Raw genomic sequence first — 21,067 nt, forward strand, 5'->3', positions numbered from 1 at the left:
GCCCGACCACGCGGCCCACACAACAGCACCACCCGCCGCGCACCCGCCGCCACCGCCCGGATCGCCGGACCCGTCACCAACACGTCCCCGGCCGAATCGCTGCGGACCACCAGCACGCAACCGCGCCGCCGCGCGACGACCGACCCGACGGACGGCCCGGCGGGGCGCCGGACGGTTCCGACCCCGAACCCCGCCGGCGGTACGGCGCCGGACGCCGGCGGCGCGGCGGTGAGCAGCCCCTGACGACGCAGGATCAGATCGACGGCACCGTTCAGGTCGGACGCGACCGCCGGCGCGGCGGCCACCTCCTCCGCCCGGGTCACCGGCGTCGGCACCAGGATCCCGCTCGCACCCGCGGCGAGCGCCGCCGCCATGTCGCGGCCGATGTCGCCGACCAGCACGCAGCGGGCGGGCGTGGTACCCAGCGCCGCCGCGGCCCGCTCCACCAGCGCCGGGCCCGGCTTGCGGCAGCGGCAACCGGCCGTCTCGTCGTGCGGACAGACCTGCCACGTGTCGAACGGACCCAACAACTCCTCGACCCGCGCGTTCACCCGCGCCAACTGCCCACCCGAGAACAGACCCCGCGCCAACCCCGACTGGTTCGTCACCACCCCCAGCCGCAACCCCGCCGCCCGCAACCGGTCCAACGCCACCCGCACACCCGGCAACGGCCGCACCTTCTCCGGATCACCGTTGTACGGCACGTCCTCCACCAACGTGCCGTCCCGATCCAGCAGCACCGCGTCGAAGAGCGGGCGCATCAGCGCTCCCGCCCGTACGGCGACACGGCCCGGGCACCCCACCAGCCGCGCAGCCAGTGCCCGACGGCCAGCGGCGGGATCAGCACGCTGGTCACCAGCATGGTGCCGACCTCCTCGGCGGTACGGGGGCCGGGCGCGATCCGGGCCGCGGCGAAGCGGGCGGTGCCGGCGAGCCAGACGCCCGCGCCGAGCGTGGCCGCCACCCCGGCCAGGCACCGCCCGGTCGCGCTCGCGGGCCGGTGGACGCCCCGCAGCGTGAGCGCGCCCAGCGCCAGCGCCCCGGCGGCGGTGATCCGGGCGTGCCGGTGCCGCCGTCCGGCCGGTATGCCCAGCTCGGCGCGCCAGCGCGGCCCGTAGCGGCGGCGCAGCAGCGCGTCGTCGGCGTTGCCCCGCTGGGTGCGCAGGCTCACCCAGCGGTCCTCGGGCCGGACCGGATGCGTCACCGTCCGCCCGCCGCGCTTGAGGTACCAGCCGGCCAGGCGTACCCGGTGGGCCAGCTCGGCGTCCTCCCGGAAGGCCCGGGGGAAGCGCTCGTCGAAGCCACCGGTGGCGACCAGCGCGGCCCGGCGGTAGGCCATGTCGGCGGTGATCCAGCGCCCCTCGGCGAGGCCGGCGGTGGCGCGTTCCCAGTCGGTGGGGCGGCGGTCGGCCGGCAGCGGGACCCGTACCCGGCCCTGGACGCCGCCGACCCGGTCGCCGACGGCGAGGTCGGCCGCGAGCCGGCGCAGCCAGTCCGGCGCGGGCAGCACGTCGTCGTCGAGGAAGACCACCCAGGGGTGGTGGGCGGCGCGCCAGCCCACGTTGCGCGCCGCCGCCGGGCCGGCGCCGCGCCCGCGCAACACCTTGGTGTACGGCGCCAGCGCCCCCGGTACGGCCAGCTCCCCGCCGCCGGCGGCGCGGTCGTCGACCAGCAGGATCTCCGGCTCCGGACCGCTGCCCACCTGCTCGGCGAGGGCGCGCAGCAGCCGGGCCAGGCTGGGTCGCCCGACGGTCGGCACCACGATGCTGATCACGGGCGGCCGGCCAGGTCGGCGCGGCGCACCGCGAACGGGCCGAGCGCGAGCAGATCCACCGGGGCGGAGCCGAACAGCTCCATCGCCTCGCGCGGGGTGTCCACCATGGGCCGCCCGGCGGTGTTCAGCGAGGTGTTCACCACCACCGGCAGGCCGGTCAGCCGCTCGAACTCGGCGAGCATCGCCGCCACCAGCGGTTCGGTCCCCGCGTCGACGGTCTGCACCCGGGCCGTACCGTCGACGTGCACCACGGCGGGGATCCGGTCCCGCCACTGCGGCTTCACCCGGTGCACGAAGAGCATGTACGGGCTCGGCAGCACCCCGTCGAAGATCTCCGCCGCCCGCTCGGCGCGGACCATCGGGGCGATCGGCCGGAACTGCTCGCGGCCCTTGACGTCGTTCATGCGGCGGGTGGTCTCGGCGTCGCCCGGGTTCGCCAGCAGCGACCGGTGCCCGAGCGCGCGGGGGCCGTACTCGCTGCCGCCCTGGAACCAGGCGACCACGCCGTTGCCGGCCAGCACCCGGGCGGCCTCGACGGCGATCGACTCGGGCCGGTGGTACGGCAGCGCGGCGCGGCGCAGCTCCTGTTCCAGCTCCTCGTCGCTCCACCGGCGGCCCAGGTCGACGCCGGGCATCGGCGCGGTCCGCTCCCCCAGCGCCTCGGCCACGTGCAGGGCGGCACCGAGCGCCGTACCCGCGTCGCCGGCGGCCGGCTGCACCCAGACCCGCTCGTACGGCCCCTCGGCGGCGAGCCGCGCGTTCGCGACGCAGTTGAGCGCCACGCCGCCGGCCAAGGTCAGCGTCGACGGACCGCCGGCCGCGTCGTACAGCCAACGGGCCAGGTCGAGCAGCACCTCTTCCAGCCGCGCCTGGACGCTCGCCGCGAGGTCGGCGTGCTCGGCGCCGAGTTCCTCCCCGGCGGCGCGCGGCTTGGCCAGTCCCGCCCAGTCGATCCGTTCGACCGTGAACCCGCCGTTGCCGGTGGGGCGGATCAGGTCGCGCAGCGCCCCGAGGTGTCGCGGCTCACCGTACGAGGCCAGCGCCATCACCTTGTACTCGTCGCTGGAGTGCAGGAAGCCGAGGTGGCGGGTCAGCTCCTCGTAGAGCAGCCCGAGCGAGTGGGGCAGTTCCTGGGCGGCGAGCTGGGCCAGCTGGCCGTCCCGGTACACCCCGGCGAGGTGGCTGGCGACCTCGCCCCGCCCGTCGAGTACCAGGACGGCGCGGTCGTCGCCGGCCGCCCGCTCGCCGGTGCCGGGACCGGCCGGCGGCGCGGCGAGCCCGGCCGAGGCGGCGTGCGCCACGTGGTGCGGCACGAACCGCACCCGCTCCGGGTCGAGGCCGGGCAGCGCCTCGGCGAGGAAGGCCGGGGCACGTTTGGCGTACTCGATCCGCAGCCAGTCCCAGGGGTCGGTCAGGCCGAGGCTGTCGGCGCTGCGGCACAGCCCGGGGTCGAAGGAGTACGCGACGGCGTCGAGGGAGCCGGCGTCGATGCCGGCCCGCTCCAGGCACCAGGCCGCCGACAACTCCGGCAGCTCCCAGGCGGAGAAGGGCACCGGCCGCTTGCCGTGCTTGCGCCGGCTGAACCGCTCCTCCTCGGCGGCGGCGACCACCCTGCCGTCGACGACGAGGGCGGCGGCCGGGTCGTGGAAGACCGCGTTGATCCCGAGAACACGCATGGCTGGGCTTCTACCCTGGCGGGACCTGCTCAACCACAAGATCAGCCACTTCCCATAAGTCGCTTTTGTCCATGCCGACGGCAGCGATGTATACGTCCAATCCGGACGATCCATCGGTGGCCCGTGAGGGTCGGACGCGCGAAGGCTCACCGTGCGGATGCGCGTCGACACGGCGAGCGATAAAGGGGTCGGGTGCCGGTCGACCGGCGCGGAACGGATCCGGCCGCGGCTCGGCCCCGAGGGCGGCAGAACGCGGCGCGAACCAGGGCGCCGGCGGGCGACGAGACGCCGCCCGAGCCGGGCATCGGGAGATGTCAGGTCCGGCGGGCGCGAAGGTACCGGCGACGTCAGCAGTGCCGGCGACGTTGCCAGTGCCGGCGGGCGCGAGGATGCCGGCGACGTTGGCGGCGCCGGCGGGCGTCAGCAGTGCCGGCGGGCGTCAGCGCGGCGGCAGGGCGGTGCTGATCCGGACGGTCGTGCCGGCCCCGTCGCTGTCGATGGCCAGGACCTCGCTGGTCTGCTGGACGATCCAGAGCCCCATTCCCCCGGTCGGCGAGGGCGCCGGACGGTCGCGGCGCGCGACGTACTTCTCCGCCGCGAAGCCCGGGCCGTGGTCGCGGACCTCACAGATGAGGTGGCTGTCCCGCCAGAGGCGCAGTTCACCCCGGCCGCCGCCGTGCCGGATGGCGTTGGTCATCACCTCGTTCACGGCCGCGACGAAGTCGACCGTCTTCTCCGGGGCCAGCCCACACTGCGCGGCGATCACATCGACGTGCCGGCGAACCTCCGCGAACCGGGACGCGTCGAAGCCGGCTGCGAAGAGTAGCCGCGACGTCACGCCGCGAAGTGGACTGTCGGGGGGTGGTCCGCCCATGGCACCTCCTTCCCCTGGCTCTGATCCAATGCCGTGATGAAGGTACCCGAGACAGCGCATCTAACCCCCGGCCAGGGGACGAGTTGTGTCGGATGACCGCTTCTACCGGCTTGCCCCGCCCTGAGTGATCTTGTACGCCGGCCGCAGGCCGCCCGGACGGGCGCGACAACCGCCGGAACGTACGGTGTCGGGCCGCGGTACGGGCGCGGGGGTCGCCCACCCACCGGGTCGAGCGACCGGATCGGGCCGGTCGAGGGCTAGGCTCTTCCCGTGATCGACGCAGGCAGCACCGGGAGTGACGAGCGACTCCGCCGTATCGAGGCGGTCACCGACGCCGCGCTCTCCCGGCTCGGCGTGGAGGACCTCCTCGACGAGCTACTCGACCGCGTCCGCGACCTGCTCCAGGTGGACACGGCGGCGATCATGCTGATGGACCAGGGCGGCCGTCAGCTGGTGACCACGGCCGCGAAGGGGATCGAGGAGGAGGTCGACGAGGGCTTCCGGCTCAACATCGGCCAGGGCTTCAACGGCCGGGTGGCGAAGGAGCAGCAACCGATCGTCCTCGAGGACGTCACGCCGAACGACGTGGTCAGTCGGGTGCTGATCGAGAAGGGGATCCGCTCCCTGCTCGGGGTGCCGATGCTGGCCGGCGACCGGGTCGTCGGCGTGCTGCACATCGGTACGCTCACCCCGCGTCGCTTCACCGCCGACGACGTACAGCTGCTGCGGCTGGTGGCCGACCGGGCGACCCTGGCCAGCCAGACCCGGATGGGCAACATCGACCGTACGGCCGCGCTCGCCCTCCAGCGCAGCCTGCTCCCCAGCCAACTGCCCGGGGTCGCCGGCGTCGAGCTCGCCGCCCGCTACCGCCCGGGCCAGCACAACGGCATCGGCGGCGACTGGTACGACGTCTTCACCCTCCCCTCCGGCTGGCTCGGCGTGGTCGTCGGCGACGTCTCGGGGCACGGGCTGCCCGCGGCCGTGGTGATGGGGCGGCTGCGCAGCGCGCTGCGCGCCTACACGCTGGAGTGCGACGACCCCGACGACGCGCTGACCCGGCTCGACCGCAAGATCCACCATTTCGAGACCGGGAACCTGGCCACCGCGCTCTACGCCATGATCAGCCCCGACCGGAGCGAGATCCGGATATCCCTGGCCGGACACCTCCCACCGGTGCTCGTCGGGCCGGAGCACCCGGCGGAGCTGCTCGCCGTACCGGTGGACCCGCCGCTCGGCACCGGCCGGCCGCAGCGACGCCGGACCACGGCCGTCGCCTTCCCGTCCGACGGGGTGCTGGTCTGCTACACCGACGGTCTGATCGAGCGGCGCGGCGAGCCGATCGACGCCGGATTCGAGCGGCTCCTCGCGGCCACCCGGCCCGGTACCGCCGAGACGGTCTGTACCGCGATCATGTCCGCCCTCGGGTCGAACCATCAGGCCGCCGACGACATCGCCCTGCTCACGATCCACCGCCGGACGGCGTAGGGACCGTCTCCCCCGAGGTCCTGACGCCGGCCAGGATCCGCATCGCGTGGCGTTCCCGCTCGGCGAGCTCCGCGAGGATCGCCGAGGCACGGCTCAGCCGGTCCCGGTCGCCGGTCTCCCCGGCGGCCCGGATGTGGTCGGCGACCTCGGTCCACAACGGGGCGATCTCGGCGTACAGCCGGTGACCGAGGCGGAGGTTGTCGTCGTCGACGATCGTGGCGCATTCGGCGAGGAAGTCGCGGTACATGGCGCGGAACAGGGCGCCGCCGGTCCCGCCGCGTTCCATCAGCGCCGCGGCCAGCGGGAGGTCCCGGGACGGGTCGCCCGAGCGGTCGAGCCACCGGAGTACCTCCCGGGCCGCCTTGCCGATACCCCGGTGGCCGAGGTTGGCGATGGGCGGGTCGAGGAAGGCGCACGCGTTGTCGCGGATGGCCGCCCGGACGGCCTCGCCCAGGTCGGGCCGGTCCACCGGGCCGCCGACGGTGTAGGACAGGTTGCGGGGGCTCATCGGTCCGCGCGCGTCGCGGGCGCGTTCGAGGCTCGTCAGCGTGGTCGTCACGGCCCCGCCCTGCTCGACGGTGTCGATCAGGTAGGCGTGCGTCTCGTCGTAGCCGTACATCGCGGCGAAATGGCCCCCGAAGTGCACCTTCGTGGTGAAGTAGTCCAGGTGGTAGCAGTCCAGTCGCAGACCGACCGGGCGTCCGGCGGCGAGGGCGGCGGTGAGGTTCCGCCAGGCCCTGCGGGGCGAGCCGGTCTCCTGGATCCGCAGCGTCAGGCCCAGCCGGTCGGCCACGGTCCGGGTGATCGCGGTCGGCCTGCTGCGACCGCCGAGGAACGGGAAGTCCATGCCCTTGGCGTCCCAGTAGACGAAGCCCAGGCCCGCGCCGAGGCCGAACAGCATGGGCTCGGAGAGGTCGACGCCCGCGTGGCGCAGCAGGGCACCGAGCGTGGTGGTCTCGCAGTGCCGGCCGGCGAACGAGACGTTCTCTATGATCATGTGGGTTCCTGTTCGGCGGGTCGAGGTGGTGCGGGCGGAAGGCGTACCGGCCAGGCGATCTCCGTACGCAGCGCGGTCGTGGGTACGCCGGGCGCCGGCGGGACGAGATAGCACTCCTCGGCCGGGCCCGCCAGCACCCGGTCCTGCTCCGCGATCCAGCGCCCCAGCGACCCGTAGGCGGTCTCGATCTCGTCGTAGCCGCCCTCGTGCACGGTCGCCACGAGCAGCGTGCCCGCCAGTTCCCCGGCCGCGACGGTCGCGGTCGGCCGGGGTGGACGCGCCACCGGCACGTACAACTCCACCTCCGACTCCGCCGCGTCGAGATCGTCGCTGAGGTAGCGGGTCCCGGCCGGGCCCGTCGGGACGATCCCCTGCTCGGCGAGGCCGGCGAAGAGCCGGGCGAACCCGGGCGCCAGCGCCTCGGCCAGGCCGCTCAGCGGGGTACGCACCAGCGTGCGGGCGACCGGCTGGGCGTCGCGCCACCGTTCGTACACCTGGAGCCAGCCCGGCACGCGTCCCGGATCGGCCAGCACCACCGCCAACCGCCCCGCGATCTCGTCCAGCCGGGCCGCCCGCGCGGCCACCCGCTCCCGGTGCCGCGCCACGACGGCGCGGGCCCGCTCCGGGGTGCCGGCCGCGAGGATCTCGGCGATCTCGGGCAACGGCACCTCCAGCTCTCGCAGCCGCCGGATCAGCCCCGCCCGGGAGAACTGGTCGACGCCGTACCGGCGGTAGCCGGTATCCGGGTCGACCAGCGCCGGGACGAGCAGACCCAGCCGGTCGTAGTTACGCAGCACCCGGACGGACAACCGGGTCGCCCGCGCGAAGACCCCGATCGGCATCAGCCCCGTCACCAGCGCCTCCCCCAGCCTCGACCCTCCCCCGGGGAGAGGGTCAACCCCGGCCGGCCCCGCCGGACCGGCCACGGGGAGCATCATGACGGAGCCGTCCGGCCGGATCTCGCCCGCCGCCCGCCCCGGGCCGCGCACGTGCCCGGACCGGGGACCGGTTCAGGGCTCGTGGCCGTTCCGGGAGGGCGAGCCGCCCGGGTCCGCGTGCGGCGCGCGCCGGGCGAGCAGGAAGACGCCGACGATCAGGACGGCGAGCGCGGCGGCCTCGCCCAGCAGGAACCAGGGTGCGGTCCGGATCCGCTCGTCCAGCCAGAGCAGCCCCACCGCGATCGCCACGATCGGATCGGTGACCGTGAACGTGGCCAGCGCCGGTGCGCCGAGCGGGCCGGCCTGGTACGCGTTCTGGCTGAGCTGCACGCCGATCGGACCGAGCACGATCACGCCGTACGTCTGCCAGTGGCCGAAGACCGCCGGCAGCCCCTCCGGGAAGGCGTGGGCGAGGCTGCTGATCAGACCGGCCGTGACGCCGTAGCAGACGCCGGCGGCGGTGGCGAGCGGAAGCGGGCGCCAGCGGCGGCCGAGCCGGACGGCCAACAGCAGGCACGACCCGATCACGACGGCCAATCCGCCCGCCAGCCACGCGGCCGACCCCAACGAGTCCAGCCCCCGGCTGCGGTTCGCGCTCGGCGCGGCGAGCAGCAGGAACGAGCAGAGTCCGATCAGGCAGAGCGACGCCTCCAGCACGATCGTCCGGTCCGGGCGGCGCGGCACCGCGATCAGCAGGACGTACCAGAGCAGCGAGGTCACCAGCAGCGGCTGCACCAGGATCAGCGGTACGAAGTCCAGCGCCGCGACCTGCAACCCGAACGCGGCGGCGGCCAGCAGCACCGACCACCGCCAGGTGCGCCGCTGCCAGAGCCGTACCAGCAGCGACGGCTGTCCCACCCGCTGCTGCGGTACCCCCTGGTTGGCGCGGTACTGCAACACCGACGAGATGCCGAAGGCCGCCGCCGCCGCGACGGCCAGCACGGTACCGAGCGCGGCCCGGGTGCCCGGGTTCACGAACCGGTCGGGGCAGTCATCGGCCATCCTCACGCCGGACGGTACGCGCCGGTGCCGGCGGCACCCGACTTCCCCGCCCCGCCACGGACAAACCTCCCCTTCCCGCCTCGATCGTGGAATTCTGGCGCGGCACGAGCCGCCCCTCGGGTCGTACCGCCGACCACCAGTCCCTGATCGACAAGTGCGCTCCGTTTGGCGCGTCGCCGCCGGGGTAGCCGGCGCCGGACCGCCGGCACGATGACAGGCCGGCGCGATGACAGGACGGCGCGGCGGCGCGGCGAAGGGACGAGGGTGGGAATCGTGCTCCGGCTCGGCGCCGCCCGGCCCGGAGCGGCGGCCGGCGTCCTGCTGGCGCTGACCGCCGGGCCGGCCGCGGCCGAGGCGGCGCTGCTGCTCTGGGCCGGCAACCGGGCCGCGCTGGCGCTCGCGCCGCAGGCCGGCGCGCCCGTGCCGGTCGGGGTCTTCCACGACCTGCGGTGGGTGCTGGTGTACCACGACTCCTGGACGACCTTCGCGCTCGCGCTGCTCGGCGCGGTCGCGCTGCGTACCGTGCTCGGCACCGCCACCGTGCTGGCGGCCTGGCCGCCGGAGACCCCGCGCCCCTGCCCGCGGCGACTCGCCGGCACCACGCTCATCGCCACCGCCGTGAGCCTGGCCGCGCTCGCGCCGTGGGCGGCGGTCACGGTCGCCGCCGGCGTCACCGCGCTGTCCTGGTTCTCCGTGGGTGCCACCATCGCCGTCCTCGCGCTCGCCCTGGCCCTGGCCCGCGCCCCGGTGACCGGTACCTGGTGGCGCGGGCTGCCGCCGCCAGCGGCCCTGGCCTGGACCGTCGCCGCGTTCGTGGTGGCCACCCTGGGCGCGCTCGCCGTGGGGCTGAGCCCCGGCTGGGCGGCCGTGCCGCTGGCCGCCGTCGCGGGCGCGGCCAACGCGCCGATCTGGCGCGGCCTGGTACGGGCGGTCGCCCGCACCCGCCCGCGGGCGCCCCGGCTGCCCCTGGTACCGGCCGTCGTGCTGCTCCTGCTGCTCGCGCTCGCCGGCAGCGGCGCGCTCGCCCGCTCCGGCTCCCGCAACGCCGCCCGGCCGCCCCCGGCGCTGGTGCTGCGCGACGGCGCGCCCGCCCCGGGACAGGCGCTCGTCTACGTCGGCGGGTACGACTCGACGTACGACGGCGGGATCGGGTACGCGCCCGACCCGGCCGCCCGGCCGGTGCTGCCGGTGACGCGCTTCTCGTACGCGGGGATCGACGAGCGGGGGCGGCCGCTGCCGTACGGGCCGGCCAGCACGCACCAGTCGCTGGAGCGCAGCGCCGATCTGCTGGCCCGGCAGGTGGCCGACGTGCGCCGCCGCACCGGGCGCCCGGTCGCGGTGCTCGGGCACAGCGAGGGAACCCTCGTCGTCCGCGCCTACCTGGAGCGCCGGCCGACGCCGGAGGTGCAGGGCGCGATCCTGCTCAGCCCGCTGCCGCAGCCCGGCCGGGTCCACTACCCGCCGCCCCACGCGAACGGCGGGTGGGGGCTGGCCACCGGCTGGCTGCTCCGCGGCATCTTCAGCGTGATCCAGAGCAACGGCGGTACCGGCATCAGCAGCGACCAGCCGTTCGTCCGCTCGCTGCTCGACGGCGGCGACCGGTACCGCGACCGGGTCCTCTGCCCGGTGCCCGGGATACGGATGATCGCGTTCCTGCCCGTGCTGGACGCCATCGCCGACCCGCCGGGACCCGAGCCGGGCATCCCCGTCGTGGTGGTACCGGAGCGGCACGCCATGGACTACGGGCGGGCCTCGGTCCAGCGGCGGATCGTCGCGTTCCTGAACGGCGCGCCGCCGCCGGCGCCCCGGACCGGCTCGTACCGGGCGGTGCGGGCCGCCGCGGCGGCCTGGCAGGCGCCGAGCCTCGCGCCGGGGCTCAACCCGGCCTGGCGCGATCCGCCCGCGCCCGCGGACCCCGGCCGCTGCCCGGCCCGCCCCGGCCCGTGACCCGCCGAGCGGATCGCCGCCGCCCCCGCGCCGGCCGGTCGGCTGCTCCGCCAATCTGGACCGCGGAGCCTGGCCGGCATGACACTCTGGGCGTATGCGGCGCAGCCGGTGCCCCGGCCGACGCGGGAACCGGCCGGTTCCGGGGCCCGGGCCCAAGGCTGCCGCCGCTGCCCATGGCCGCCCGAACGGGTAACGAGCGGGCTGGCGTCCCCGCGAGGAGCTGGCATGACACTGCCTCCCACGGCCAGCCGGCCGCCGCCCGGACGCGCGCGCCCCGCGGCGAGCGCTCCGGCGCCGGCACCGGGGGTCGCGCGGCGGGTGCTGGTGGTCTCGGCGGACATCGGCGGCGGGCACCACGCCACCGGCCGGGCGCTGCAGGAGCGGGTGCAGGAGCTCTGGCCGGGCAGCCAGGTGCGTTGGCTGGACACGCTACGGGTCATGGGACCCGGGGTGGGGCCGGTCTTCCGTCGGATCTACATCACCAACGTCGAGGTGACGCCCTGGCTCTACGAGTTCTTCTACGGCACGCTCTGGCGCCACCCCGGCTTCGCCCGCGCGGCGAAGGCGTTCACCGGCGCCTGGGCGGGTCGCCGGCTCGCGCCCCGGATCGAGGCGTTCGACCCGGACCTGATCCTCTCCACGTACCCGCTGGGCAGCGCGGGACTGGCCTGGCTGCGCCGGCGGCGCGGGCTGGGCGTACCGGTCGGCGCCTGGGTCTCGGACTTCGCCCCGCACCCCTTCTGGGTGTATCCGCAGCTCGACCTGAACCTGGTGGTGCACCCACGGGCCGTGCCGGTGGCCGACGCCGCCGCGCCGGGCGCGCCGATCGCGGTCTGCACGCCGCCGGTGGTGCGGGCCTTCCACCCCGGGGACCGGGCCGAGGCCCGCAAGCGGTTCGGGCTGGACGAGTCCCGGTACGTGGTCGTGGTCGCCTGCGGCACCTTCGGTTTCGGCGCCGTCGAGGAGGCGGTCCGAGGGCTGGCCGGGCTGGGCGACCCGGTGCAGGTGGTGGTGGTCTGCGGGCACAACGAGCGGCTCGCCGGCCGTCTCGCCACGCTGGGCGTACCGCCGGAGCGGGTGTCCGTCCTCGGCTGGGTGGAGGAGATGGCCGAGCTGTACCGGGCCGCCGACCTGGTAATCACCAACGCGGGTGGGGCGACCGCGCTGGAGGCGTGGGCGACCGGTACGCCGATGCTGATGTACCGGCCGATCGCGGCCCACGGCGCCGCCAACGCCGCCCTGATGACCGCCGTCGGCCTCACCCGCACCTACCAGAACCTGCCCGACCTGGTACGCGCCGTCGGCCTGGCCCGGGCGGCGGCACCGGCCGGGCCGGGTCCGGCGCCCGACAACGGGTACCTCGCCGAGTTGGGCCTGCCCGCGCTGGCCGGCGGCGCCACCCCGAGCGAGCCGGCGGCCCCGGCGGCCGTGCGGGGCAACGGCCACGGCAACGGCCGGGCGGGCGCCCAGCCGGGACGGCGCGCGCCGAGCTGGCCGCTGCGCGCCCCGGACGCGTTCTTCCTGCACGTGCAGTCGGCCACGGTGACCCAACAGATCGGTGCCGTGCTGGATCTCGACCCGCGGCCGGACGGGCGCCCGGTCGAGCGCCGGGACGTGCTGGAGCTGCTGGCGCAGCGGCTGCCGACGGTCACCACGCTGCGGCGGCGCCTGGCGGACCGGGGCCCGTTGCGCCGGCCCGGCTGGGTGGTGGTCGCGCAGGTCGACCCGGCGGCCCACGTGGAGGAACATCCGCTGCCCGCCGGGGCCGGCGAGGCCGAGGCCGGCGCGGCCGTCAGCGAGTTCTGGTCGCGCCCGCTGCCGATGCACCGCCCGCTGTGGCGGATGCTGCTGGTCACCGGCCTGCCCGGGGGCCGCGGCCGGCTTGCCATCAAGCTGCACCACAGCCTCGGGGACGGGCTCTCCGTCATCGGTACGCTCCAGCGCCTGCTGGATCCGGCGCCCCGGGAGCGGGGCGGCCCGGCGGCGCGCCCGGCCGCCCGGCAGCCGGAGACCGGACCCCGGGCGGGCATCCTGGCCTCGGCCCGGGAGGGGGTACGCCGGGGGCTGGCCGCCGCCCGTGGCCTGGTACGCCTCGCGGTGGCGGGCCCGGCGCCGCAGGCCGCCTTCAACCGGCCGCTGACCACGTCCCGCCGTACGCTGGTCAGCGCGACCCTGCCCACGACGGCGGTGCGCGGCGCGGCCCGCGACTGCCAGGCGCACACGAGCGAGCTGATGTGCGCGGTGACCGCGGAGGCGATCCGCCGCACCTACCGGGACGTACCGATGCCGCCGCGACTGCGGGCGATGTTCGCGGTCTCGCTCGACCCGCGCGGCGGGCCGCGCACCCACGGCAACTGGACCGGGGCGGTGGCGCTGGACCTGCCGCTGGAGCCGATGGCGCCGGCCGAGCGGGTCGCCCGGGTACGCGACAGCCTGCGGGAGAGCCTGACCAGCGGCGAACCGCTCGCCGCCGCCCTGGTCATGCGGGCCATGGGTACGCTGCCCGCACCGGTGCACGGCCTGCTGGCGCGGCGCGCCTACAACAGCCGCTTCGTCAACGTGATCGTGTCGTACATGAGCGGGGTGGCGCACCCGCAGCTGATGGCGGGCGCGCCGGTGCGGGCCGTCACGCCGGTGGTGGCGCTGGCCGACAAGGTGCCGATCGGTGTCGCGGTGATGCGCTGGGGCGAGACCATCAGCGTGGGCGTCCTGCTCGACGACTCGCTGGCCTGGAGCGCCGAGACGTTCGTGTCCGAGTTGCGGGCCGCCTTCGCCGAGCTGACGGTGGCAGACTGACCGGCATGGAACGGGAGCGGGTGTCGGCCTGGGTCGCGGCGTACGAGCACGCGTGGCGCGCGCCCGGCACCGACGCGCTCGCGACGATCTTCACTCCGGACGCCAGCTACCGGCAGGCGCCGTACCGGCCGCCGGTGGTCGGGTTGGACGCGATCGCCCGGATGTGGGAGCAGCAGCGCGAGGGCCCGGACGAGGTGTTCCGGATGCGCGGCGACATCGTCGCGGTCGAGGGCGACACCGCGGTGGTACGCGTCGAGGTCCACTACGGCGACCCGGTCACCGAGGAGTACCGCGACCTGTGGATCGTCCGCTTCGCCGACGACGGGCGCTGCCGCGCGTTCGAGGAGTGGCCGTTCACGCCGGAGCGGTCCGCGGAGGTCGCCCCCGACGGGGCGTGACCCGGACCCAACTCCGGCCGCCGCACGGCATGACGCAGCTTCCGGAGATGTTCCGGAACACACTCCATCGCGCCTACCGTCCCGCGCTCACCGGTCCCGCCCGTCGGCCGTGCCGAGGAGTCCCCACGCGGTGAATGCCGGCGCTGGCGCACCCCGCGAACACCACCCCAACCGCAACAATAGTCGAACGTCGATGCCTCTTGCCCTCTGAAAACATCCGGACCATACTACGAAAAGTTTCGATCTGATTTCCGGCAACGGCGTCGCCGGTGCCGTACCCCAACACGCTCGACCGACCGCCGGCCGCGATCTCCCTGGCCGCGGCCGGCCGACCAGGGCTGCCCGCCGCTCGGCGGTCGCCCGCGCAGCCACCCCGAAGGAGGGTCCACGATGCATCCCCCGTCCCGGCGCGCCAGGCGTACCGGCGCCGCCCTGGCCGCCTGCGCCGCCATCACCATGGGCGCCGCGGCCACGCTCGCGGCGACGGCCGCTCCCTCGTCCGCCGCCGCCGACTGCAGCGCCGGCTACGTGGCGCTGACCTACGACGACGGCCCGAACACCGGCACGACGAACAGCCTGCTCAACGCGCTGCGCTCGGCCGGCGTACGGGCGACCTTCTTCAACATCGGCCAGCGGGCCCAGCAGAACCCCAGCCTGGTACGCGCGCAGCAGTCGGCCGGGATGTGGATCGGCAACCACAGCTGGACCCACCCGCACCTGACCCAGCTCAGCCAGGCGCAGATGAGTTCCGAACTCAGCCAGACCCAGCAGGCGATCCAGCAGATCACCGGCACCGCGCCGAGGCTGTTCCGACCCCCGTACGGGGAGACCAACGCGACGCTGCGGGCGGTCGAGTCCCAGCTCGGGCTCACCGAGGTGATCTGGTCGGTGGACTCGCAGGACTGGAACGGGGCGAGCACGAGCCAGATCGTGCAGGCCGCGTCCACCCTCCAACCCGGCGGCGTCATCCTCATGCACGACGGCTACCAGACCACCATCAACGCGATCCCGCAGATCGTGGCGAACCTGGCCAGCCGCAACCTCTGCGCCGGCATGATCTCGCCGACGACCGGCCGGGCCGTCGCACCCGACGGCACCACCCCGCCGACCGGTCCCCCGACGAACCCGCCGGGCGCCGGCCTCTGCACGGCGACCTACCGCGAGACCCAGCGCTGGGGCGACCGCTTCAACGGCGAGGTACGCATCACCGCCGGCAGCGCCGCGATCAGCAGCTGGACCTCGGTCGTCACGCTGCGCTCGCCGCAGCGCGTTTCCACCACCTGGAACGGCACGCCGAGCTGGGACAGCAGCGGCACGGTCATGACGATGCGGCCGAACGGCAACGGCAACCTCGCGGCCGGCGCCTCGACCACCTTCGGCTTCACGGTCATGGCCAACGGCAACTGGACCGCGCCGAGCGTCTCCTGCAGAACTCCCTGACCGGACCGTGGAACTCTCCGCTCCGGTCCGGACCGGACCGGGGCGGACCGGAGCGGGGCGGACCGGAGCGGGGCGGACCGGAGCGGGGCGGACCGGAGCGGGCGGGTGTCGGCGGGGGCGCGTCACCCGCCCGCTCGCCCGCCGGTCAGGGGTGGGTGTCGAGACGTTCCGTCGATCCGGCGTCGAGGGCCCGGGTCACGTTGCGGATGCCCGCGCGCACCAGGTCGCCGTACGGGTCCTCGGGAAGATCCCGGGCGAGGTCACGCGCGACGGCGAGGTGGTCGCGGGCCGTACCGGCGTGGCCCAGTCGCCGGTGGACGTCGGCCAGGTTGAGGTGCAGCGAAGGCAGGAAACCCTGGACCCGCAGCGAGGAGTGGTACCGCTGAGCGCGTTCGTCGGTGAGGTCGGCGACGGCGGCCAGCGCGCGCTCGTCCCAGACCAGTTCCTCCTCGGCGGTCTCCTGGAGGTCGGCGAGGTAGTGCGCGAGGGTGCAGCGGTGGAAGGGGTCGCCGTCGGCGCCGATCCGGTCCCAGAGGGCGGTGAGGGTGTCGCGGGCCTCGATCCTTCGCCCGGACTGGCCGAGCCGCACCGCCGCGACGACCCGTTCCATGACCTCGTCCGGCGCCGTCCGGGCGGGCGCGGCGTCGGCAGGCGCGGCGTCGGCAGGGGCGGTCTCGGTGGGCTGGCTCATGGTCTCTCCTCGATGCTCGTCGGATGGGGCACCCGGGACGGGCACGGCCGCCATCCTGGGCCCTCGACCAACTCGAAGGTCAAGCGCGGACCGGCCGGGCACGCCCGCTCGACATCCCACGTGGGACGTATGCTCAGGCATGTCCAAGAGAACCCTTGTCCGGGTGGCGCTCGCCGCCCTCACGGCCGCGCTGCTCGGCCCACCGCTGACCGCGCCGCCGCCCGCGTCGGCCGGTACCGCGGAACCCCCCGCCGGCCAGCAGATCTTCCACAAGGGAGACGGCGGCTACGCCTGCTTCCGGATCCCCTCCGTCGTCCGCGCCAACTACCCGGACGCCGACGGGGTGCTCCGCGACGAGCTGGTCGCCTTCGCCGAGGGCCGCCGGGACAGTTGCAGCGACCACGGGGACATCGACATCGTGTCGCGCCGCTCCGTCGACGACGGCAAGACCTGGGGCGCGGTGCAGATGGTGGTCCGGGGCTGGGGCATGGCCAAGAGCAACCCGACCCCGGTCGCGATTCCCGGCACCGCCACCATCGTGCTGCTCTCCGTACTGGAGTGCGGCTGGCCGTCGACCTGCGGTCGTACGCCCCGGGCGACCTACAGCCACGACGGCGGCCTGACCTGGCCGACCTCGCCGGCGCCGAACGACCTGCTCGACGACCTCGGCTTCGGCGACACCCCGCCGTTCTGGCTGGCGTTCGGCCCCGGTCACGCCGTCAAACTCTCCACCGGACGGCTGGTCGCGGGCGTCAACTTCGTCCCCGAGGACGGCGGGCCCTCGTACGGCGGCGTGGTCTACAGCGACAACGACGGGGCGGACTGGCGGATGGGCCCGGTACAGGAGGCGACTGGCACGCTCGACCCGCAGGAGATCAGCGTCGCCGAGCTGTCCGACGGCCGGGTCTACCTCTCGGCGCGCAACCACGCCAACGAGGACTCACCGACCGACGACAAGTGCGCCAACGCCGGGCACGACAACCGGCTCTACGCGATCCTCGACCCGGGCGCCGGCAGCTTCCGCCGCCGGTTCCAGGTCGAGTCCGACCTGGTCACCCCACTGGCCTACAGCGGGGTGCTGCGCGCCGGCAACCAGTTGCTCTTCGCCGGGCCGTCGATCTGCGACCGCCGGCACGACCTGCGCGTACGCACCTCCTTCAACTCCGGATGCAGCTGGGAGACGGACGCGAACCAGGGCACCCAGCTCTGGTCGGGTGACGCCGCGTACACGGACCTGGCGCCGCTGCGCTCGGGCAAGGTGCTGGTGCTGGCCGAGGCCGGACCCGACATGGACGCGAACCGGACGATCAGCTGGTTCGTGCACACCCCGATCGCGGCGCCCGGCGACATCGGCACGCTCAAGGTCACGCCGGAGGAGTCCGGCTCCGGCAACGACGCCTGCCTGGAGGACGGCACCACGCTGACCGCCGGTCGGTCCGGCAACGCGGCCAGCCTGGGCAGCGGCTCGTACGTGAAGGTCCCGTACGCGGAGAACCTGGCCCCGCTCGGCAACGACTTCACCTGGACGGGCTGGTTCGCGTACGGGCCGTCGGCCACCACGCAGGCGCTGCTCTGGGCGTACAACACCGGCGCGGGCAAACCCCAGGTGTGGCTCCGGCTGGAGCGCAACGCGAACGGCCTCCCGCTGATCCGGGGCCACGCGGAGACGACGACCTCGGCGGTCGACATGTTCGCCACCGACCCGCTCGGCGGTACCCTCGACGACCAGGTCTGGCACCACTTCGCCCTGGTACGCGCCGGCGGCACGCTCGCCCTGTACCTCGACGGCGGCCGCCTCGCCCAGGCGACCGGGCTGACCGGCTCGGTGAGCGCCGACCCGGCGATCGCCGACGCGTTCCGGATCTACCTCGGCCGGCGCCTCGACGGCGTCTACCCGTTCACCGGCAAGCTCGACGACTACCGCTACTACAACCGGGCGCTGCCGCAGTCCGAGGTCGCCACCCTCTTCGGCGGTGGCGACGTCACCGGCGGGCTCCAGCTGCGGCTGCCCTTCGACCGCACCCGCTGAGCGACGCCCGTCCGGCGGCTCCGACGGGGAACGGGTGCGGCTCCGGGTCCTCGACCCGGAGCCGCACCGCTTTCCGCCGCGCTCAGGAGGCGGCCGAGAACAGCACCAGCGAGGCGACCACCGGGGCCAGGTACAGCAGCGGGAACGGCACGTGCGAGAACGAGCGGGCCCGCAGCACCGTCACCACGGCGCCGACGAAGTAGAGCACCAGACCGATCCCGGCCAGGACGCCGAGGACCGGCACGGACAGGCCGACCACCAGGCCGACCGCGCCCGCCAGCTTCGCCGTGGCCAGCCACGGCCGCCAGGAGTCCGGTACGCCGTAGGCGGCCAGCGGCTCCACGACCCACCTGGCGCGGAAGTACATGGAAAACGCCGAGAAGGCCACCCAGGCGGCCGCCGCGACGGTGACGATGACGTAAGCGGTGTTCATCAGGCTTCTCCTCAGATCGTGCCGCTGCTGGGGAGACACCGCCCGCGGGACCGATGTGACCGCTCGCGCCGGTCGAGCCGACGAAGTGACCCAACGCACAGCCGCGCCGGTGGTACGGCCCGGGACCGGGCCGTACCACCGGCGGGAGGCGCTCGGGCGGTGGCGGGTCAGTACCGCCTCGACTGCCCGCCGGGCAGCGGCGTCCCCGTCCCGGGGTGCCCGGCTCGCCCGCCCCGGCCGGCGGCCCGTACCGCGTCGGCGGCCCGTACCGCGTCGGCCGCCGGCCGGGCGTCGTGGGCGGCGGCGAGCGCCCCGGTCAACGCGGGCCTGCCCGGGGTGAAGAGCCACGCGTCGAAGAGCGCGCCCAGCGACCTGCCGGAGATCCGCTCGGCGAGCGCCACGAAGTCGGCGGTGTTGACGTTGCCGCCGGCCTTCGACGACGTCCAGGTGCGCAGGATGGTGAAGAAGGTGGCGTCCCCGACGGTGTTCCGCAGCGCCTGCAGGGTCATCGCCCCGCGGCCGTAGACGAAGCCGGAGAGCATCTCCTCCGGTCCGGGGTCGCCGATGGTGAGCTCCCACACCGGGTCGTCGGCCGGGAGCGCGTCGTAGTAGCTGTCGAAGGTCTCCTGTACGGTCGAGCGGCCCTCGTGCTCGGCCCAGAGCCACTCGGCGTAGGTGGCGAAGCCCTCGTTGAGCCAGGTGTCCTTCCACTGCCGGACCGTCAGGCTGTCCCCGAACCACTGGTGGGCCAACTCGTGCACCACCGTGCTGACGGCCTGGTTGCGGTAGTAGAAGAAGTCCGGCGAGTAGATCGGCCGGGTCTGGTTCTCCAGTGCGAAGCCGATCGGCGCGTCGTCGACGATCGCGCCCGCCACCGGGAACGGGTACGGCCCGAACTGGCCCGAGAGGAACTTGATGATCTCCGGCTGCCGGGCCAGCGTGGTGTCGATGACCCCGCCCGCGGACGGGAGCTGGTCGACGGTCGCGGAGCGCCAGGTGCTCGGGTTGGCCGGGCTGCCCGCCGGAGCGCCGGGCGTGGACCAGCCGTCCAGCGTGTCCCCGTCCGTCTCGAACGAGGTGCTGCCGGCGCCGGTCGAGACCGTCACGTCGTCCAGGTAGACGCCGGTGCGCGGGGTGTCGTCCTCCCCCGGGCCCGGCTGCTTGGTCACGTACGAGAGGGAGACCTCCACCCGCTTGCCCGTGTACGCGCCCAGGTCGGCGGTCCAGGGACCGTACTCGTCGCCGTAGTTGAAGGAGCTCGACCCGTACCACCGGCCGGTGGTGCCGGTGGGCTCGCACGTGCCGTCGGCGGCGGCGGTCAGGTAGTGGGCGAGGAACGGGTGCGTCCCGTCGCAGAGCGAGCCGGCCCAGGTGCGGGCGACCCCGTCGACGTCCGGCAGGGTCGTCCAGTCGTCCGCGCCGACGGTGTGCGCCTCGACGAAGAAGTACCCGGCGTCCGGTGTGGACAGATCCACCCAGAAGCTGAGTCGCGCGCCGCCGGCCGGCACGTCGATGGTCCGGGTCAGCCGCTTGTACGCCGGCACCTCGGCGCCGGAGTAGAGCAGCCGGTCACCGGTACGCGGCCCGACCACCGGGCCGGTCAGCCGGGTGTCGACGGCGTCCCAGTACCGGATGCCGTCCTGCTGGTAGGCGCGCAGGTCGTACCGGCCGACGGTCACCGTGGCCAGGTAGGGTGCCATCGGTTCGCGCGCGTCCCAGCTCCACGTGGTCGAACCGTTGCGGCTGGTCCGGCCGGTCAGGACGCCGTTCGCGACGGCCGTCAGGCCGTCCGGCACGGTGACCCGCGTGGTGTAGGCCGCCTTGTCGCTCGGGTGGTCGTTCACCGGGAACCAGGTGGCCGCGACGTGCGGCTCGCCCGCGATCAGCAGGCCGTCGTCGGTGTGCACGACCCCGGAGGTGCCGATCGCCGGGTCGTCGACGGTCTGCGGCACGCCGTCGTACCGGACCACGGTGGTGAAGGTGGTGGCGTCCGGCAGCCCCCGCGACGGTGTCACGGTCAGCTCGCCGCCGTCCCGGCGCCACGTCGCCGGACGCCCGTCGACCGTGATCGACCGGACGGTCAGCCCCTGGAGGTCGAGGTTGAAGGCGGAGAGGTTCTGCGTGGCGACCGAGGTGATCGTCGCGACGCCGGTCAGCACGTCCGTCGCGGGGGCGTAGGTGAGGTCCAGACCGTAGTGCCGGACGTCGTAGCCGCCGTTGCCGGCCAGCGGCAGGTACGGATCGCCCGCGCCCGGCGCGCCCGGGGTGAACGTCCCTCCGCCCGGGGTGAACGTCAGTCCGCCCCGGGCCGCCGTCGCGCCGGTCGGCGGCGCGAGCAGGGTGGCGGCGAGAGCGAGGGACAGTGCGGGCATGGCTCTGCGTAACATGTCTTCTCCGCATGGGTCGGAACGCGAGACGGCACCGGGCCCGGAAGATCGACGGGCGCCGGCGCCACCGACGCGGTCATGCTATTTGCGGAGCACCGAGGTGGACGGTGGCGCCGACGAACACGTTCCGGCCCGCGAATTGTCCGCCGACCATGCAACGCAATGCCCTCCCGGTACCGATGTCGGAGCCGACCGGCCGG

Annotated in this window: 16 protein-coding genes; 6 read left to right on the forward strand and 10 right to left on the reverse strand. The window is 74.8% G+C overall.

Features of this window, described 5'->3' with window-relative positions; translation table 11 throughout:
* The 4 genes from AB0J86_RS21995 to AB0J86_RS22010 all read right to left on the reverse strand — a co-directional run.
* A partial coding sequence (locus AB0J86_RS21995; protein WP_363859446.1) for an HAD-IIIA family hydrolase occupies positions 1 to 761 on the reverse strand: 761 nt, incomplete at its 3' end.
* The gene (locus AB0J86_RS22000; protein WP_363859447.1) at positions 761 to 1,774 is read right to left on the reverse strand and encodes a glycosyltransferase; all 1,014 of its coding nucleotides are present in this window, start codon (positions 1,772 to 1,774) and stop codon (positions 761 to 763) included. The genes AB0J86_RS22000 and AB0J86_RS21995, both read right to left, overlap by 1 nt.
* Positions 1,771 to 3,450: a carbamoyltransferase C-terminal domain-containing protein gene (locus AB0J86_RS22005; RefSeq protein ID WP_363859448.1), complete on the reverse strand. Its 1,680-nt coding sequence runs from the start codon at positions 3,448 to 3,450 to the stop codon at positions 1,771 to 1,773. Before AB0J86_RS22005 ends, AB0J86_RS22000 begins: the two co-directional genes overlap by 4 nt.
* Before the next feature lie 439 nt (positions 3,451 to 3,889).
* Positions 3,890 to 4,324 (reverse strand): ATP-binding protein, encoded by a 435-nt coding sequence (locus tag AB0J86_RS22010; protein WP_363859449.1) that lies wholly within the window; start codon positions 4,322 to 4,324, stop codon positions 3,890 to 3,892.
* Positions 4,325 to 4,594: 270 nt separating this feature from the next.
* On the opposite strand from AB0J86_RS22010, the gene AB0J86_RS22015 reads away from it, so the two are divergent.
* The gene (locus tag AB0J86_RS22015) at positions 4,595 to 5,809 is read left to right on the forward strand and encodes a GAF domain-containing SpoIIE family protein phosphatase (RefSeq protein WP_363859450.1); all 1,215 of its coding nucleotides are present in this window, start codon (positions 4,595 to 4,597) and stop codon (positions 5,807 to 5,809) included.
* Here AB0J86_RS22015 and AB0J86_RS22020 read toward each other — a convergent pair.
* The 3 genes from AB0J86_RS22020 to AB0J86_RS22030 form a co-directional block, all read right to left on the reverse strand.
* Positions 5,784 to 6,806: a BtrH N-terminal domain-containing protein gene (locus AB0J86_RS22020; RefSeq protein ID WP_363859451.1), complete on the reverse strand. Its 1,023-nt coding sequence runs from the start codon at positions 6,804 to 6,806 to the stop codon at positions 5,784 to 5,786. The two genes, AB0J86_RS22015 and AB0J86_RS22020, sit on opposite strands and share 26 nt — an antisense overlap.
* Complete coding sequence (locus AB0J86_RS22025) at positions 6,803 to 7,660, reverse strand: MerR family transcriptional regulator (protein ID WP_363859452.1); 858 nt, start codon at positions 7,658 to 7,660, stop codon at positions 6,803 to 6,805. Before AB0J86_RS22025 ends, AB0J86_RS22020 begins: the two co-directional genes overlap by 4 nt.
* Before the next feature lie 156 nt (positions 7,661 to 7,816).
* Positions 7,817 to 8,746, reverse strand: coding sequence for a DMT family transporter (locus AB0J86_RS22030; protein ID WP_363859539.1), 930 nt, complete (start codon positions 8,744 to 8,746; stop codon positions 7,817 to 7,819).
* A gap of 264 nt (positions 8,747 to 9,010) precedes the next feature.
* Here AB0J86_RS22030 and AB0J86_RS22035 point away from each other — a divergent pair, with 264 nt between their 5' ends.
* From AB0J86_RS22035 to AB0J86_RS22050, 4 genes are all read left to right on the forward strand, one after another.
* Positions 9,011 to 10,693 carry an alpha/beta hydrolase gene (locus AB0J86_RS22035; protein WP_363859453.1) on the forward strand — a complete coding sequence of 561 codons (1,683 nt, stop codon included), beginning with the start codon at positions 9,011 to 9,013 and terminating at the stop codon, positions 10,691 to 10,693.
* 225 nt (positions 10,694 to 10,918) lie between these two features.
* Complete coding sequence (locus tag AB0J86_RS22040; protein ID WP_363859454.1) at positions 10,919 to 13,489, forward strand: wax ester/triacylglycerol synthase domain-containing protein; 2,571 nt, start codon at positions 10,919 to 10,921, stop codon at positions 13,487 to 13,489.
* Between the two features lie 5 nt (positions 13,490 to 13,494).
* Entirely contained in the window at positions 13,495 to 13,887 is a 393-nt protein-coding gene (locus AB0J86_RS22045) for a nuclear transport factor 2 family protein (RefSeq protein WP_363859455.1), read from the forward strand.
* 390 nt (positions 13,888 to 14,277) lie between these two features.
* Entirely contained in the window at positions 14,278 to 15,327 is a 1,050-nt protein-coding gene (locus AB0J86_RS22050) for a polysaccharide deacetylase family protein (protein ID WP_363859456.1), read from the forward strand.
* 145 nt (positions 15,328 to 15,472) lie between these two features.
* Here AB0J86_RS22050 and AB0J86_RS22055 read toward each other — a convergent pair whose 3' ends face one another.
* Positions 15,473 to 16,018, reverse strand: coding sequence for a hypothetical protein (locus AB0J86_RS22055; protein ID WP_363859457.1), 546 nt, complete (start codon positions 16,016 to 16,018; stop codon positions 15,473 to 15,475).
* Between the two features lie 139 nt (positions 16,019 to 16,157).
* Here AB0J86_RS22055 and AB0J86_RS22060 point away from each other — a divergent pair, with 139 nt between their 5' ends.
* Positions 16,158 to 18,047: a sialidase family protein gene (locus tag AB0J86_RS22060; RefSeq protein WP_363859458.1), complete on the forward strand. Its 1,890-nt coding sequence runs from the start codon at positions 16,158 to 16,160 to the stop codon at positions 18,045 to 18,047.
* Between the two features lie 82 nt (positions 18,048 to 18,129).
* On the opposite strand, the gene AB0J86_RS22065 is transcribed toward AB0J86_RS22060, so the two are convergent.
* Positions 18,130 to 18,480, reverse strand: a complete 351-nt coding sequence (locus tag AB0J86_RS22065) for a DoxX family protein (protein ID WP_363859459.1) — start codon at positions 18,478 to 18,480, stop codon at positions 18,130 to 18,132.
* Between the two features lie 167 nt (positions 18,481 to 18,647).
* On the reverse strand, positions 18,648 to 20,852 hold the full coding sequence (locus AB0J86_RS22070) for a M1 family metallopeptidase (protein ID WP_363859460.1): 2,205 nt from the start codon (positions 20,850 to 20,852) through the stop codon (positions 18,648 to 18,650).
* Positions 20,853 to 21,067: the final 215 nt, after the last annotated feature.

The organism is Micromonospora sp. NPDC049559 (genome assembly GCF_040676675.1).
In the GTDB taxonomy this organism is placed as follows: Bacteria; Actinomycetota; Actinomycetes; order Mycobacteriales; family Micromonosporaceae; genus JBFAPK01.

What these genes read in the sequence shown, in the direction of transcription:
- AB0J86_RS22005 (WP_363859448.1), bottom strand. Translation starts at nt 3,450, where the DNA reads ATGCGTGTTCTCGGGATCAACGCGGTCTTCCACGACCCGGCCGCCGCC.
- AB0J86_RS22010 (WP_363859449.1), bottom strand. Translation starts at nt 4,324, where the DNA reads ATGGGCGGACCACCCCCCGACAGTCCACTTCGCGGCGTGACGTCGCGG.
- AB0J86_RS22020 (WP_363859451.1), bottom strand. Translation starts at nt 6,806, where the DNA reads ATGATCATAGAGAACGTCTCGTTCGCCGGCCGGCACTGCGAGACCACC.
- AB0J86_RS22030 (WP_363859539.1), bottom strand. Translation starts at nt 8,746, where the DNA reads ATGGCCGATGACTGCCCCGACCGGTTCGTGAACCCGGGCACCCGGGCC.
- AB0J86_RS22040 (WP_363859454.1), top strand. Translation starts at nt 10,919, where the DNA reads ATGACACTGCCTCCCACGGCCAGCCGGCCGCCGCCCGGACGCGCGCGC.
- AB0J86_RS22045 (WP_363859455.1), top strand. Translation starts at nt 13,495, where the DNA reads ATGGAACGGGAGCGGGTGTCGGCCTGGGTCGCGGCGTACGAGCACGCG.
- AB0J86_RS22050 (WP_363859456.1), top strand. Translation starts at nt 14,278, where the DNA reads ATGCATCCCCCGTCCCGGCGCGCCAGGCGTACCGGCGCCGCCCTGGCC.
- AB0J86_RS22055 (WP_363859457.1), bottom strand. Translation starts at nt 16,018, where the DNA reads ATGAGCCAGCCCACCGAGACCGCCCCTGCCGACGCCGCGCCTGCCGAC.
- AB0J86_RS22060 (WP_363859458.1), top strand. Translation starts at nt 16,158, where the DNA reads ATGTCCAAGAGAACCCTTGTCCGGGTGGCGCTCGCCGCCCTCACGGCC.
- AB0J86_RS22065 (WP_363859459.1), bottom strand. Translation starts at nt 18,480, where the DNA reads ATGAACACCGCTTACGTCATCGTCACCGTCGCGGCGGCCGCCTGGGTG.
- AB0J86_RS22070 (WP_363859460.1), bottom strand. Translation starts at nt 20,852, where the DNA reads ATGCCCGCACTGTCCCTCGCTCTCGCCGCCACCCTGCTCGCGCCGCCG.